Annotated in this window: 15 protein-coding genes; 8 read left to right on the top strand and 7 right to left on the bottom strand. The window is 58.0% G+C overall.

Going from position 1 to position 12,969, the window contains the following annotated elements:
* Positions 1 to 184 precede the first annotated feature (184 nt).
* From dacB to pmrB, 3 genes are read left to right on the top strand one after another with little or no spacing between them, the layout of a single operon-like run.
* Positions 185 to 1,618, top strand: a complete 1,434-nt coding sequence (gene dacB / locus ACRAWE_RS18650; RefSeq protein ID WP_025159591.1) for a serine-type D-Ala-D-Ala carboxypeptidase — start codon at positions 185 to 187, stop codon at positions 1,616 to 1,618.
* Between the two features lie 8 nt (positions 1,619 to 1,626).
* Entirely contained in the window at positions 1,627 to 2,289 is a 663-nt protein-coding gene (gene pmrA / locus ACRAWE_RS18645; protein ID WP_019453348.1) for a two-component system response regulator PmrA, read from the top strand.
* Complete coding sequence (gene pmrB / locus ACRAWE_RS18640) at positions 2,286 to 3,347, top strand: two-component system sensor histidine kinase PmrB (protein ID WP_019453349.1); 1,062 nt, start codon at positions 2,286 to 2,288, stop codon at positions 3,345 to 3,347. The genes pmrA and pmrB overlap by 4 nt, the downstream gene beginning before the upstream one ends.
* A gap of 36 nt (positions 3,348 to 3,383) precedes the next feature.
* Here pmrB and cgtA read toward each other — a convergent pair whose 3' ends face one another.
* From cgtA to rplU, 4 genes are all read right to left on the bottom strand, one after another.
* Positions 3,384 to 4,556 (bottom strand): Obg family GTPase CgtA, encoded by a 1,173-nt coding sequence (gene cgtA, locus ACRAWE_RS18635; RefSeq protein WP_432525711.1) that lies wholly within the window; start codon positions 4,554 to 4,556, stop codon positions 3,384 to 3,386.
* A gap of 16 nt (positions 4,557 to 4,572) precedes the next feature.
* Positions 4,573 to 5,544 carry a DMT family transporter gene (locus ACRAWE_RS18630; protein WP_154747204.1) on the bottom strand — a complete coding sequence of 324 codons (972 nt, stop codon included), beginning with the start codon at positions 5,542 to 5,544 and terminating at the stop codon, positions 4,573 to 4,575.
* A 105-nt stretch (positions 5,545 to 5,649) separates the two neighbouring features.
* Positions 5,650 to 5,907 carry a 50S ribosomal protein L27 gene (gene rpmA, locus ACRAWE_RS18625; protein ID WP_004933559.1) on the bottom strand — a complete coding sequence of 86 codons (258 nt, stop codon included), beginning with the start codon at positions 5,905 to 5,907 and terminating at the stop codon, positions 5,650 to 5,652.
* Positions 5,908 to 5,924: 17 nt separating this feature from the next.
* Complete coding sequence (gene rplU / locus ACRAWE_RS18620) at positions 5,925 to 6,236, bottom strand: 50S ribosomal protein L21 (protein ID WP_004933561.1); 312 nt, start codon at positions 6,234 to 6,236, stop codon at positions 5,925 to 5,927.
* A 270-nt stretch (positions 6,237 to 6,506) separates the two neighbouring features.
* Here rplU and ispB point away from each other — a divergent pair, with 270 nt between their 5' ends.
* Positions 6,507 to 7,478 carry an octaprenyl diphosphate synthase gene (ispB, locus tag ACRAWE_RS18615; protein WP_019453351.1) on the top strand — a complete coding sequence of 324 codons (972 nt, stop codon included), beginning with the start codon at positions 6,507 to 6,509 and terminating at the stop codon, positions 7,476 to 7,478.
* A gap of 50 nt (positions 7,479 to 7,528) precedes the next feature.
* On the opposite strand, the gene ACRAWE_RS18610 is transcribed toward ispB, so the two are convergent.
* Positions 7,529 to 7,885 (bottom strand): DNA-binding protein, encoded by a 357-nt coding sequence (locus tag ACRAWE_RS18610; RefSeq protein ID WP_211129607.1) that lies wholly within the window; start codon positions 7,883 to 7,885, stop codon positions 7,529 to 7,531.
* Between the two features lie 182 nt (positions 7,886 to 8,067).
* On the opposite strand from ACRAWE_RS18610, the gene ACRAWE_RS18605 reads away from it, so the two are divergent.
* Entirely contained in the window at positions 8,068 to 8,328 is a 261-nt protein-coding gene (locus ACRAWE_RS18605; RefSeq protein WP_019453353.1) for a helix-turn-helix domain-containing protein, read from the top strand.
* Positions 8,329 to 8,394: 66 nt separating this feature from the next.
* On the opposite strand, the gene mdh is transcribed toward ACRAWE_RS18605, so the two are convergent.
* Entirely contained in the window at positions 8,395 to 9,333 is a 939-nt protein-coding gene (gene mdh / locus ACRAWE_RS18600) for a malate dehydrogenase (RefSeq protein WP_004933569.1), read from the bottom strand.
* Between the two features lie 464 nt (positions 9,334 to 9,797).
* Here mdh and argR point away from each other — a divergent pair, with 464 nt between their 5' ends.
* The 3 genes from argR to yhcN (ACRAWE_RS18585) all read left to right on the top strand — a co-directional run bounded on the left by argR (position 9,798) and on the right by yhcN (ACRAWE_RS18585) (position 11,319).
* Positions 9,798 to 10,268: a transcriptional regulator ArgR gene (argR, locus tag ACRAWE_RS18595; protein ID WP_016929335.1), complete on the top strand. Its 471-nt coding sequence runs from the start codon at positions 9,798 to 9,800 to the stop codon at positions 10,266 to 10,268.
* 403 nt (positions 10,269 to 10,671) lie between these two features.
* Positions 10,672 to 10,935: a peroxide/acid stress response protein YhcN gene (gene yhcN / locus ACRAWE_RS18590; RefSeq protein WP_004933574.1), complete on the top strand. Its 264-nt coding sequence runs from the start codon at positions 10,672 to 10,674 to the stop codon at positions 10,933 to 10,935.
* A gap of 120 nt (positions 10,936 to 11,055) precedes the next feature.
* A complete protein-coding gene (yhcN, locus tag ACRAWE_RS18585) occupies positions 11,056 to 11,319 on the top strand; it encodes a peroxide/acid stress response protein YhcN (RefSeq protein ID WP_004933578.1) in 264 nt (87 codons plus the stop codon).
* A 197-nt stretch (positions 11,320 to 11,516) separates the two neighbouring features.
* Here the strand turns inward: yhcN (ACRAWE_RS18585) and mpl are convergent, their stop codons facing one another.
* Complete coding sequence (mpl, locus tag ACRAWE_RS18580; protein ID WP_198635725.1) at positions 11,517 to 12,896, bottom strand: UDP-N-acetylmuramate:L-alanyl-gamma-D-glutamyl-meso-diaminopimelate ligase; 1,380 nt, start codon at positions 12,894 to 12,896, stop codon at positions 11,517 to 11,519.
* Positions 12,897 to 12,969 lie beyond the last annotated feature (73 nt).

Below are 12,969 nucleotides of genomic sequence, written 5' to 3'. Positions count from 1 at the left end.
GCATAGCGCCACCCGCCTCCAGGCGACAAACAAAAGAAACCTGACTCGGAACGGGGCCCAAGCCAAGATTGGTTTTGCATTTTGATACGCATTTTAGCCTAGAGTTCCTTGAGGGTCATCGTTTACTTTTTCCCTGATTGCACCGTAGTATGACGGCACGTTATCCAGCTGTTATCCCGAGATTATGCGTTTTTCACGAATTGTCAGTGCATTGGCTTGCGCATTTGTTCTGAATGCGAATGCGGCCCCGGTTGAAGAGTACACACAATATCTGCCTGATGGGGCCAACCTTGCCCTGGTCGTTCAGAAGATCGGCGCCGGCTCGCCGACGATCGATTACCACTCTCAGCAAATGGCGCTGCCGGCCAGTACCCAAAAAGTGCTGACGGCGCTGGCGGCATTGCTGCAGCTCGGGCCCGATTACCGTTTCACCACCACGCTGGAGAGCCAGGGTGATATCCGCGACGGCGTGCTGCGCGGCAACCTGATCGCCCGCTTCAGCGGCGATCCGACCTTCAAACGTCAGAGCCTGCGCAATATGGTGGCCGTCCTGAAGAAACAGGGCGTGCGCCAAATCAGCGGCGACGTGCTGGTCGATACTTCGGTCTTCGCCAGCCATGACAAAGCGCCCGGCTGGCCGTGGAACGATCTGACGCAGTGCTTCAGCGCGCCGCCGGCCGCCGCCATCGTCGATCGCAACTGTTTCTCGGTCTCGCTGTACAGCGCGCCGAACCCGGGCGACATGGCGTTTATCCGCGTCGCCTCCTATTATCCGGTCAATATGTTCAGCCAGGTGCGCACTCTGGCGCGCGGTTCCGCAGACGCGCAGTACTGCGAGCTGGACGTGGTGCCGGGCGAACTGAACCGCTTTACCCTGACCGGCTGCCTGACGCAGCGCAGCGAACCGCTGCCGTTGGCCTTCGCCATCCAGGACGGCGCCAGCTATGCGGGCGCGATCCTGAAAGACGAACTGACGCAGGCCGGCATCCAGATCGACGGGCATTTGAAACGCCAGACGCGTCCCGGTATCACCGGCACGGTGATCGCGCAAACCCAGTCGGCGCCGCTGCACGATCTGTTGAAGATCATGTTGAAGAAATCGGACAACATGATCGCCGATACCGTCTTCCGCACCATCGGCCACGAACGCTTCGGCGTGCCGGGCACCTGGCGAGCGGGGTCCGACGCGGTTCGGCAGGTGCTGCGCCAGAAGGCCGGTATCGATCTGGGCAACACCATCATCGCCGATGGCTCCGGCCTGTCGCGCCACAACCTGCTGGCGCCGGCGACCATGATGCAGGCGCTGCAGTACATCGCGCAGCACGATAACGAGCTGAACTTCATCTCGATGCTGCCGCTGTCCGGTTATGACGGCACGCTGCGCTACCGCGGCGGCCTGCACGAAGCCGGCGTCGACGGCAAAGTGTCGGCCAAGACCGGCGCGCTGCAGGGCGTGTACAACCTGGCAGGCTTCATCACCACCGCCAGCGGCCAGCGCATGGCCTTCGTGCAGTATCTCTCCGGCTACGCCGTGCCGCCGGAAGATCAGAAGCAGCGCCGCGCACCGCTGGTGCGCTTCGAAAGCCGCCTGTATCGGGATATTTACCAAAACAACTAAGGATCGTCATGAAGCTGCTGGTCGTTGAGGATGATGAACTGCTGCAACAGGGGCTGGCGCTGGCGCTGACCGGCGAAGGCTATGTCTGCGACTGCGCCGCCACGGCGGCGGAGGCCAACAGCCTGCTCATCACCAGCCAATACAGCATGGTGATCCTGGATCTCGGCCTGCCGGACATGGACGGCGCCGCACTGCTGCGGCAGTGGCGCCGCCAGCAGATCGATCTGCCGGTGCTGATCCTGACCGCCCGCGACGCCTTGGAAGACCGGGTCGACGGGCTGGACGCCGGCGCCGACGACTACCTGGTCAAACCCTTCGCATTGGTTGAGCTGCAGGCACGCGTGCGCGCCCTCCTGCGCCGCTACCAGGGCCACAGCGACAATCTGATGCAGGTGGACGACCTGCAGCTGAACCTGTCCAGCCAGCAAGTCTACCTGCAACAGCAGCCGGTGGAGGTCACGCCGAAAGAGTTCGCCATCCTGGCGCGCCTGATCATGCGCGCCGGGCAGACGGTTAACCGTGAGCTCCTGCAGCAAGATCTCTACACCTGGCAAGACGATTTGGGTTCCAACACGCTGGAAGTGCACATCCACAACCTGCGCCGCAAACTGGGCAAGGATCGCATCCGCACCGTGCGCGGCATCGGCTACCGTTTGGAACCTTCGTCATGATCAGCATGCGCCGCCGCCTGCTGTTGATGCTGGCGCTGATCCTGCTGGTCACGCAACTCATCAGCGCCTTCTGGCTGTGGCACGAAAGCCAGGAACAGATCAGTTTCCTGGTGGACGAAACCCTGTCTGCCAAAGTGCGCAGCGAACGCGTCGATACCGAGATCGCCGAGGCCATCGCGTCGCTGTTGGCGCCTTCGCTGATCATGATGATCGTCACGCTGCTGGCGTCGTTCTGGGCCATCAGCTGGATCACCCGTCCGCTCAACCAATTGCAGCAGCGGCTGGAAAAGCGCTCTGCCGATAACCTGACGCCGCTGCCGATCAACAGCGACAGTCTGGAGATGGTGGCGGTCACCAATGCGCTCAATCAGCTGTTCTCACGGCTGGACAACACCATTCAACAGGAACGCCTGTTTACCGCCGACGCCGCCCATGAGCTGCGCACGCCGCTGGCCGGCATTCGCCTGCATCTGGAACTGATGGAAAAACAGGGGGTCAAGGGCAGCCAGGCGCTGATCGCCCGCATCGATCTGCTGATGCACACCGTCGAGCAACTGTTGATGCTGTCGCGCGCCGGGCAAGACTTCGCCAGCGGCCATTACCAGCATTTCGATTGGGTGGCCGATGTGATCCAGCCGCTGCGCGAAGAGCTCGGCGAAATGACCGCTCAACGCGGGCAGACGTTGGACTGGCGATTGCCGGCCGCCGCAGCGGTGAACGGCGATCCGGTGCTGCTGCGGCTGCTGCTGCGCAACCTGGTCGAAAACGCCCACCGCTACGGCCCGGAAGGCGGCGCGATACTGGTACAGTTAACGCCACAGGACAACGGCTATCTGCTGCAGGTCATCGACGATGGCCCGGGGATCAAGGAAGAGATGGTCGGGGAGCTGACGCAGGCGTTTCGCCGCATGGATCAACGCTACGGCGGCAGCGGGCTGGGGTTGAATATCGTGATCCGCATCGTGCAGCTGCACCAGGGGCGTTTGACGCTGGAAAACCGCCGCGATGCACGCGGCCTGAACGCCCAGTGCTGGCTGCCGGAAAAAGCGCTCAAATAACAAGGGCCCAGCGTTGCTGAGCCCTTGATCACCGAATTACTTCTGGTAAATGATTTCGACGCCTTCGTCGTCGTCCTCGTCCCAGTCGTCATCCCAGTCATCTTCCGCTTCGGCTTCCACTTCCGCGATTTGCTCACGGTGGTAGTCATCCCACATGAATTCGACTTTTTCCGGTGCGCTTTCTTCGATCGCCATCGCTTTCGGCTGGGTGTTGATGAAGTTCATCACGTCCCAGCACAGCGCGTTGACGCCTTCGAGGTTGGCGGCGGAGATCATGTAGTACTTCCCTTCCCAGCCCATGCCTTCCACAATCGCCTTGGCGCGTTCGGCGGCTTCTTCCTCACCAATCACATCAATTTTGTTGAACACCAGCCAGCGTGGCTTCTGCGCCAGATTTTCGCTGTATTGGTTCAACTCGTTGATGATGACTTTGGCGTTTTCCACCGGATCGGATTCGTCGATCGGCGCGATGTCCACCAGGTGCAGCAGCACGCGGCAACGCTCCAGGTGTTTCAGGAAGCGAATGCCCAGGCCCGCGCCTTCGGATGCGCCCTCGATCAGCCCCGGGATGTCGGCGACCACAAAGCTCTGCTCGTGGTCCATGCGCACCACGCCCAGGCTCGGCACCAGGGTGGTGAACGGATAGTCGGCCACCTTCGGTTTGGCGGCGGACACCGCGCGGATGAAGGTCGATTTGCCGGCGTTCGGCAGACCCAGCATGCCCACGTCGGCCAGCAGCAACAGTTCCAGCAGCAGATCGCGCGCTTCGCCGGCGGTGCCCAGCGTCTTCTGACGCGGCGCACGGTTGACCGAAGATTTGAAACGGGTGTTGCCCAGACCGTGCCAGCCGCCCTTGGCGACCATCAGCTTCTGCTCGTGACGGGTCATGTCGCCGAGGATCTCGCCGGTGCCCTGATCCTTCACGCGCGTGCCGACCGGCACCTTGATGATGACGTCTTTACCGCGTTTACCGGTACAGTCGCGGCTCTGGCCGTTCTGGCCACGCTCGGCGCGGAAAGACTTCTCAAAACGGTAGTCGATCAGGGTGTTGAGGTTTTCGTCCGCCAGCAGGTAGACGTCGCCGCCGTCGCCGCCGTCGCCGCCGTCAGGCCCACCGTTGGGGATATATTTTTCGCGGCGGAAGCTGACGCATCCGTTGCCGCCGTCGCCTGCAACGACCAAAATCGCTGCTTCATCTACAAACTTCATTTACCGTCTCCGTAAATCATTCACCGGGCTGCTTCAAAGGAGCAACCTGGGGGGGTTCTGCCCGTCGCGGCCACCACCGGTGACCAATTGCGGAAAACATAGCGCCCGCCACAACCACAAACGCGCCAACATAGCCGACGAGGTTCAACGTCGGCGCGGCGAACGCCTGAGGCCAGGCCATCGCCAATAAATCTGAAAACAGCAGGGTAAACAGCGGGGTCAGCGTCACCAACGCGCTCACCTGCGCCGCCTGCCATCGCGCCATCGCTTCCGCCAGCGCGCCATAGCCGATCAGCGTATTGGCGCCGCAAAACAGCAGGCACGCCAATTGCCAGCCGCTAAGCTGGAAAATCACCTCGGGCTTGGCCAGAGGAAACAACGCTATCGCACATAAAGTGTACAACATAACCAGGATCTGCGGCGACGCCAGCCGGCGCAACAACACCTTCTGCGCCACGCCGTAGCTCACCCAGACCATCGCCGCGCACACGCCCAGCATGACGCCCAGCGTATAGTCCGTCAGCCGGGTGAAGATCTCAACCAGGCTGACGTTGAAGAACAGCATCAAGCCGCCGATCAGCATCAGCGCGCCGATCGCCTGGGTAACCCGCATGCGCTCTTTTAAGATCAGCACGCTGGCGAACATCATGCCGACTGGCGACAGCTGGCCAATCACCTGCGACGCCGTCGGGCTCAGGTATTGCAGCGATGAACTGAACAACACGAAGTTGCCCAGCAGCCCTGCCGTGGCGATCGCCAACAGCAGCAGCCAGCGCGGCTGGCGGAACATCGTCAGCGGCGGCAGCTTGCCGCGCACCGCGAGGATGACGCCCAAACCGATCGCGGCCATGGTAAAGCGGTACCAGACGACGGTAAACGGCTCCATTACCGCCAGCACTTCTTTCATCGCGATCGGCAACGCGCCCCAGCAAACCGCCGTAGTTAACGCCAGGGAAATGCCAACGCCGACCTGCTGCTTCGTATCCATATCACCTTCGCCAACGCTGACGGGGCCGCACCTGAGCAGCCCATAAATGTAAAAAGCCCCGCAACGAATTGCGGGGCTTACATCTATTTCGTAAGGCTCGAAAAATTATTCAGCTTCGATGCTGATGAATTTACGATTGCTCGGGCCTTTAACTTCGAATTTGACTTTACCGTCTTTCAAAGCAAACAGAGTGTGGTCTTTGCCGCAACCCACGTTGGTACCAGCGTGGAATTTGGTGCCGCGCTGACGAACGATGATGCTGCCTGCCAGTACTGCTTCGCCGCCAAAGCGTTTTACGCCCAGACGTTTAGCTTCTGAATCGCGACCGTTACGAGTCGAGCCGCCAGCCTTTTTGTGTGCCATTAATCCGCTCTCCTAACTTAAGCGCTGATGCCGGTGATTTTAACGTCAGTGAACCACTGACGGTGGCCCTGCTGCTTACGGTGGTGTTTACGACGACGAAACTTAACAATCTTAATTTTCTCGCCACGACCGTGAGCAACGACTTCAGCTTTGATCTTGCCGCCATCGACGAAAGGAACGCCGATTTTGATATCTTCGCCATTAGCGATCATCAGAATCTGGTCAAACTCAACCGCTTCACCAGTTGCGATGTCCAGCTTTTCCAAGCGAACGGTCTGACCTTCGCTTACTCGGTGTTGTTTACCACCACTTTGGAAAACCGCGTACATATAAAACTCCGCTTTCCGCGTGCCCGACTGTGTTAGTTCAGAGCGCGCTATAAATATTCACAATAGGGCGCGAATTCTACGCAAAAAAGCGGCGCATGACAAGAGCAGAATAAGACCAGATGAACAAAAAAGAAGAAAAAAAACACAGTTTCTTTCGTGGCGTTTATCTGAACCGTTTTTCAAGTACAATCATAGGGACAGTTACCGCCATGTACCGATGTGAGCAGCGATCTCAACGCGGTGAAGAGAAACACAGCTGAAAAAAATACAATGAACCTAGAGCAAATTACCGAGTTAACCGCGCAAGATATGGCGGCCGTGAACGCAACAATTCTCGAACAGCTGAATTCCGATGTCACGCTCATCAATCAGCTTGGCTATTACATTATCAGCGGTGGCGGTAAGCGCATCCGGCCGATGATCGCCGTCCTGGCGGCGCGAGCGTTGGGGTATGAAGGCAACAAGCACGTCACCGTCGCCGCCCTGATCGAGTTCATTCATACCGCCACGCTGCTGCATGACGACGTCGTCGACGAATCGGACATGCGCCGCGGCAAAGCCACCGCCAATGCCGCGTTCGGCAATGCGGCCAGCGTGCTGGTCGGCGACTTTATCTACACCCGCGCCTTCCAGATGATGACCAGCCTGGAATCACTGCGCGTGCTGGCGTTGATGTCGGAGGCGGTCAACGTCATCGCCGAAGGTGAAGTGCTGCAGTTGATGAACGTGCACGATCCTGACATCAGCGAAGAAAACTATATGCGGGTGATCTACAGCAAAACCGCCCGTCTGTTTGAAGCGGCGGCGCAATCGTCGGCGATCCTGTCCGGCGCCAGCGCCGAGCAAGAGCAGGCGCTGCAAGATTATGGCCGCTACCTCGGCACCGCTTTCCAGCTGATCGACGATCTGCTCGATTACAGCGCCGACGGCAGCACCCTCGGTAAAAACACCGGCGACGATCTGAACGAAGGGAAACCGACCCTGCCGCTGCTGCACGCGATGCACAACGGCGACGACGCGCAGCGTGAGATGATCCGAGGCGCGATTGAGCAAGGCAACGGCCGCCACCTGCTGGAGCCGGTATTGCAGGCGATGCAGCAATGCGGTTCGCTGGAATACACCCGCCAACGCGCCGAAGAGGAAGCCGACAAGGCGATCGCCGCGCTGCAGGTCTTGCCGGCCTCGGAGCACCGCACGGCGCTGGAAGGCCTGGCCCATCTGGCGGTACAGCGCGAATTTTAAGAAATCTGGGTTTCTTAACGTTCTCATCAGGCCCGCGCCCACGGGCCTGACTACCTCTTGTTTTCTTCGTCGATGCGTGCCAGCAGGCCGCCGATCCCTTCCCGCATCAGGAAAGCCACCATTTTTTCGCGCTCGCTTTCCGTCAGATGGTAGTAATACTCGATCCAAACCGCCAACGGATCCTGGCGCTCCAGGTCATATGCCGCCCCGTCTTCCCTCAGCATCAGCAGATTGCGCGCGCCTGCCGGCAGGCTGTCGATATGATACTCCAACGCTTTTCCCTGCACGCCTTGGCGCCTGCGGCTGATCCAGCCTTCGCGCCGGGCCATCAGATTGATTCCCTGTGGTGAGGAAGGTAATCCTGCGATGCCTGTCAGCTCCTTGGCGGCAAACCACTCGTTTTTCATAGCCATTATCTCTGGGCAGTAGTGGGCAAAGTCATTTATTTGGAAACTGATTGGGTCATTTTTTGGAAATTTAATGGTATTCTGATTTCCGAATAAGCGTTTCACGTTGTTCAAACGCCTAACCTCGACCCGTTAGTTATACCACTAACGCAACTTTGGCTAATCAGAAAAGGAATGTAAACATGAATTCAAGGAAGCAGGACTGGCACACGGCAGATATCATCGCGGCGTTACGCAAGCAGGGCACCACGCTGGCGGCGGTATCACGCAAGGCAGGATTAAGCTCATCAACGCTGGCCAACGCGCTGTCGCGCCCATGGCCGAAAGGAGAATGGCTGATCGCCGAAGCGATAGGCGTTCACCCCTCGGAGATCTGGCCAAGCCGCTATTATGATCCGCACAGCGATTGCCTGCTGGATCGCAAAGCGCGCATCAAGTCGTGAACGCAGGGCAAAAAAAACCGCCGGAACAGCGTCCGGCGGCGTTTATCGGCTGACTCGCGGCGACGATCAGTTATTGATGAACTTCTCGCCCAGCTCGATATCTTTGTGCAGCACGTCCAGCATCTCATTCAGCGCTTTTTGTTCAAAGGCGCTCAGGGTGCCGATATCTTTGCGTTCTTCAACGCCGTTTTTGCCCAGCACCAGCGGCTGCGCGAAGAAGCGAGCGTATTTGCCGTCGCCTTCAACGTAAGCGCATTCCACCACGCCTTTCTCACCCTGCAGCGCACGCACCAGAGACAGGCCGAAACGTGCGGCCGCCTGGCCCATGGACAGCGTTGCAGATCCGCCACCGGCTTTAGCTTCCACCACTTCGGTGCCGGCGTTCTGAATGCGTTTGGTCAGATCCGCCACTTCCTGATCGGTGAAGCTCACGCCTGGGATCTGCGACAGCAGAGGCAGGATGGTCACGCCAGAGTGGCCGCCGATCACCGGCACGTTCAGTTCTTCAGGCTGCTTGCCTTTCAGCTCGGCCACGAAGGTGTTGGAACGAATGATATCCAGCGAGGTCACGCCGAACAGTTTGTTTTTGTCGTAAACGCCGGCTTTTTTCAGCACTTCCGCCGCGATGGCGACCGTGGTGTTTACCGGGTTGGTGATGATGCCGATGCAGGCTTTCGGGCAGGTTTTCGCCACTTGCTCAATCAGGTTACGCACGATGCCGGCGTTAACGTTGAACAGGTCGGAGCGATCCATGCCTGGCTTACGGGCCACGCCTGCGGAAATCAGCACCACGTCCGCGCCGTGCAGAGCCGGGGTCGCGTCTTCGCCGCTGAAGCCTTTGATTTTAACTGCGGTTGGGATGTGGCTTAAGTCGACGGCAACGCCTGGGGTAACGGGGGCAATGTCGTAGAGAGAGAGTTCAGAACCTGAAGGAAGCTGGGTTTTGAGTAGAAGGGCGAGGGCCTGGCCGATACCGCCAGCAGCACCGAGAACTGCAACTTTCATCCTATACTCCTTTATTATCTTAAATATATAAAGCGCCGTGAATGTGTTGGTTACGGACCTTAAATTATTACACCTTTAAAAACAATAAATTAGCCAATTCTTGCCTGCCAGTGTAATAAAATGGCCGCTGTCGCGCCCATTTTAGATTAAATCGCTTACGCATGAAGGGCATAGCGCACACTAATCAAAAATAATGCGAGGTTATTCACGAGCAAGTTAACCGGCCGTTACATTACACCCTTACGCAACATCAGAACAACATCATTTTAATAACATTTTATTTACTACTGCGGGCCGATTTTCCGTCGTCAAAAGGGCATATTCATCGCGGCCGGATTTTGTTAAAATGCCGCCCTTTCCTCGCCGCCCGGTCATGTTTATTTTCTTTGGGTCGGCCTCTGTTGCATAAAAATTCATCTATATGCATAATCATGACTTCCACTATCAACTTTCCACGGTGCAAAATGCGTAATCCCGCAAAACAGGAAGATCTGATCAAGACGTTCAAAGCGTTATTGAAAGAAGAAAAATTCAGTTCTCAAGGCGAGATCGTTTTGGCGCTGCAAGAAGAAGGCTTCGAAAACATTAACCAATCCAAAGTATCGCGCATGCTGACCAAGTTCGGTGCGGTACGTACGCGTAATGCCAAAATGGAAATGGTGTATTGCCTTCCGGCCGAACTCGGCGTGCCGACCACTACCAGCCCGCTAAAGAACCTGGTGCTGGACGTCGACCATAACGACGCCGTCGTGGTGATCCACACCAGCCCCGGCGCCGCACAGCTGATCGCCCGCCTGCTCGACTCATTGGGCAAATCCCAGGGCATCCTTGGCACTATCGCCGGCGACGACACTATTTTCGTCACCCCGTCCAGCGGCTTTACCGCTCAGAAGCTGCATGAAGCGATCCTGGGCGTGTTCGAGCAAGAGCTGTGAAACCTGGCGCTAACAAAGTGCGGCTACCGTTCGCATTTTGTTAGCGCTTCTTTAACCCCTGCGTTACCTTCTCGGCCCTCAACCGCGTTTAACACTGCTTTTTTATCCCGCCACAACACATTTCCATGACATCTCCATGTAGCCAGCAGTACCCACTGTGATCTTCCGCACTTTTGGTCAAAAGCACTTACCTCATTGAAATTACATAAAATTAACATCGAAAGATCGTTTTATAAGCGTTTTTTATTCCTTACGGTTATAAAAAAGAAGGTTCATCGGTTTAAAGTTTCACTAGCAACTGTTAGCGAACTATTAATTTTTCGCGTTACTAGCTGTATACTCATTTCCGTGAACTAAGTCACAGTTCGTTGGAACTGATAAAAGAATACGATGAGGTGAGATGATGAAAATTAAAGCTACCGTTGCAACCCTGAGCGTTCTGTCCATGCTTTCCTTCGGCGCATTCGCAGCACAATCTGTTGATGCAACCCAGGCCGCAAAACTGCAGCCCGCCGGCGTGATCACCGTGAGCGGCGTCGCCGCTGCACCTTCCGACATTCGTCAGGCGCTGTCCGATAAAGCCGACGCCAAAGGGGCGACCGCTTACCGTGTGATCGAAGCGCGTAACGACGGCAACTTCCACGCGACCGCTGAAATCTACAAATAAGTACCGGCATTACCCGGCAACGGGCAATACATCTCTGGAACCAAACGCTGTCATAACGGCCTTCAAGAATAAAAATCGCTGCCAAGCCCTTCCAGGCTGTTATGACCAAGGATCGCTATCATGAACATGAAAACTACTGTTGCTGCACTCGGTTTGCTGTCCGTCATCTCCTTCGGCGCCTCCGCCGCCCAGTTGGTGACTAACGATCAGACCGCCAATCTGCAATCTATCGGCACCATTACCGTCAGCGGCATCGACGGCGCGCCGACCGACATTCGCCAGGCGTTGTCGGAGAAAGCCGACGCGAAAGGCGCGACCGCCTACCGCGTAATAGAAGCGCGTAACGAAGGCAACTACCACGCCACCGCCGAGATTTACAAATAACAACTCTGGGAACGGCTTTGCAGAGCTGATTACCCTCGTCACTGCCACTGCCGAGTTCTGACGCAAACGCCGATTTCCCAGAGACCCTCTCGTCGTCCTATCCGACGAACCCCGTTGCCCTCGCTCGCGAGGGCTTTTTTATGGGCGTAAAAAAGGCCGCGAATGCGGCCCTTGTGTTGGCTGATGCGGCTAAGCGATCAGTAGGTCACCTTCGGTTCCTGCTTTTTCGCCAGCGCGTCCAGCAGGCGATCGTGAATGCCGCCAAAACCGCCGTTGCTCATCACCAGAATGTGATCGCCCGGCTGTGCGGTTTTCACCACCATGTCCACCAGCGCGTCGAGATCCGCACTCCAGTGCGCCGGTTGCACACAGGCATCCGCCACTTCCGCCACCTGCCACGGAATGTGATGCGGCTGGAACAGGAACACCTCGTCGGCGCGGCCGAGCGAAGGCGCCAGATCGTTTTTGCTGATGCCCATTTTCATGGTGTTGGAGCGCGGTTCCAGCACCGCCAGAATGCGCGCCGTGCCGCCTACCTTGCCGCGCAGCGCGGCCAGAGTGGCCAGGATCGCCGTCGGGTGGTGCGCGAAGTCGTCGTAAACGGTGACGCCGTTGGCTTCGCCGCGCAACTCCAGGCGGCGGCGGGCATTGATGAAATCGCCCAATGCGCGGCAGGCGTCCGCCGGCTGTACGCCGACGTGGCGGGTAGCGGCGATGGCCATCAGGCCGTTATGCATGTTGTGCTCGCCCACCAGCGCCCAGTTCACTTCGCCGACCTGCTCGCCGTCGAGGAACACCGCGTAATGGCTGGCGTCCGGCGTCAGCTTCTGCGCGCGCCAGGTGCCCTCTTCCCCCACCAGCTCCTGCTCGCTCCAGCAGCCCATCGCCATCACCTGTTTCAGGTGGCTGTCGTTGTCCGGCAGAATGATCTTGCCTTTGCCCGGCACCAGACGCACCAGATGGTGGAACTGTTTCTGGATGGCTTTCAGATCGTCGAAGATGTCGGCATGGTCGAACTCCAGGTTATTCATGATCAGCGTACGTGGGCTGTAATGCACGAATTTGGAGCGCTTGTCGAAGAACGCGCAGTCATACTCGTCGGCTTCAATGACGAAGAACGGGCTGCCGCCGAGGCGGGCCGAAACGTCGAAGTTGCCCGGCACGCCGCCGATGACGAAGCCGGGCTGGTAGCCGCAGGCCTCGAGGATCCAGGTCGCCATGCCGGCGGTGGTGGTTTTGCCGTGGGTGCCGGCGACCGCCAATACCCAGCGATCGCGCAACACGGCGTCGTGCAGCCACTGCGGACCGGAAACGTAAGGGATGCCACGCTCCAGCACCGCCTCCACGCACGGGTTGCCGCGCGTCATGGCGTTGCCGATGATCACCAGATCCGGCGCCGGATCCAGCTGGGCTGGATCATAACCCTGAATAAGATCGATCCCCTGGTTCTCCAGCAGCGTGCTCATCGGCGGATAGACGTTAGCGTCCGAACCGGTGACGTCATGCCCCAGTGAGCGCGCCAGCATCGCCAACCCGCCCATAAAGGTGCCACAGATCCCAAGAATGTGAATGCGCATAGGTTTCTCATGTGAGTGCATCGAATGTCGGCATATTCTAACGCTCAGAATCGTCCAGAAGAAATGGATTTGC

The organism is Serratia sp. BFP-2025, assembly GCF_050880365.1.
Lineage (GTDB): Bacteria > Pseudomonadota > Gammaproteobacteria > Enterobacterales > Enterobacteriaceae > Serratia > Serratia surfactantfaciens.
This window is presented reverse-complemented; position numbering and strand designations above follow the sequence as displayed.

Coding starts and splice junctions, on each gene's coding strand:
- pmrB (WP_019453349.1), top strand. CDS start 2,286: ATGATCAGCATGCGCCGCCGCCTGCTGTTGATGCTGGCGCTGATCCTG.
- argR (WP_016929335.1), top strand. CDS start 9,798: ATGCGTAATCCCGCAAAACAGGAAGATCTGATCAAGACGTTCAAAGCG.
- mpl (WP_198635725.1), bottom strand. CDS start 12,896: ATGCGCATTCACATTCTTGGGATCTGTGGCACCTTTATGGGCGGGTTG.
- rpmA (WP_004933559.1), bottom strand. CDS start 5,907: ATGGCACACAAAAAGGCTGGCGGCTCGACTCGTAACGGTCGCGATTCA.
- ACRAWE_RS18610 (WP_211129607.1), bottom strand. CDS start 7,885: ATGAAAAACGAGTGGTTTGCCGCCAAGGAGCTGACAGGCATCGCAGGA.
- yhcN (WP_004933574.1), top strand. CDS start 10,672: ATGAAAATTAAAGCTACCGTTGCAACCCTGAGCGTTCTGTCCATGCTT.
- pmrA (WP_019453348.1), top strand. CDS start 1,627: ATGAAGCTGCTGGTCGTTGAGGATGATGAACTGCTGCAACAGGGGCTG.
- rplU (WP_004933561.1), bottom strand. CDS start 6,236: ATGTACGCGGTTTTCCAAAGTGGTGGTAAACAACACCGAGTAAGCGAA.
- ispB (WP_019453351.1), top strand. CDS start 6,507: ATGAACCTAGAGCAAATTACCGAGTTAACCGCGCAAGATATGGCGGCC.
- ACRAWE_RS18605 (WP_019453353.1), top strand. CDS start 8,068: ATGAATTCAAGGAAGCAGGACTGGCACACGGCAGATATCATCGCGGCG.
- ACRAWE_RS18630 (WP_154747204.1), bottom strand. CDS start 5,544: ATGGATACGAAGCAGCAGGTCGGCGTTGGCATTTCCCTGGCGTTAACT.
- cgtA (WP_432525711.1), bottom strand. CDS start 4,556: ATGAAGTTTGTAGATGAAGCAGCGATTTTGGTCGTTGCAGGCGACGGC.
- dacB (WP_025159591.1), top strand. CDS start 185: ATGCGTTTTTCACGAATTGTCAGTGCATTGGCTTGCGCATTTGTTCTG.
- yhcN (WP_004933578.1), top strand. CDS start 11,056: ATGAACATGAAAACTACTGTTGCTGCACTCGGTTTGCTGTCCGTCATC.
- mdh (WP_004933569.1), bottom strand. CDS start 9,333: ATGAAAGTTGCAGTTCTCGGTGCTGCTGGCGGTATCGGCCAGGCCCTC.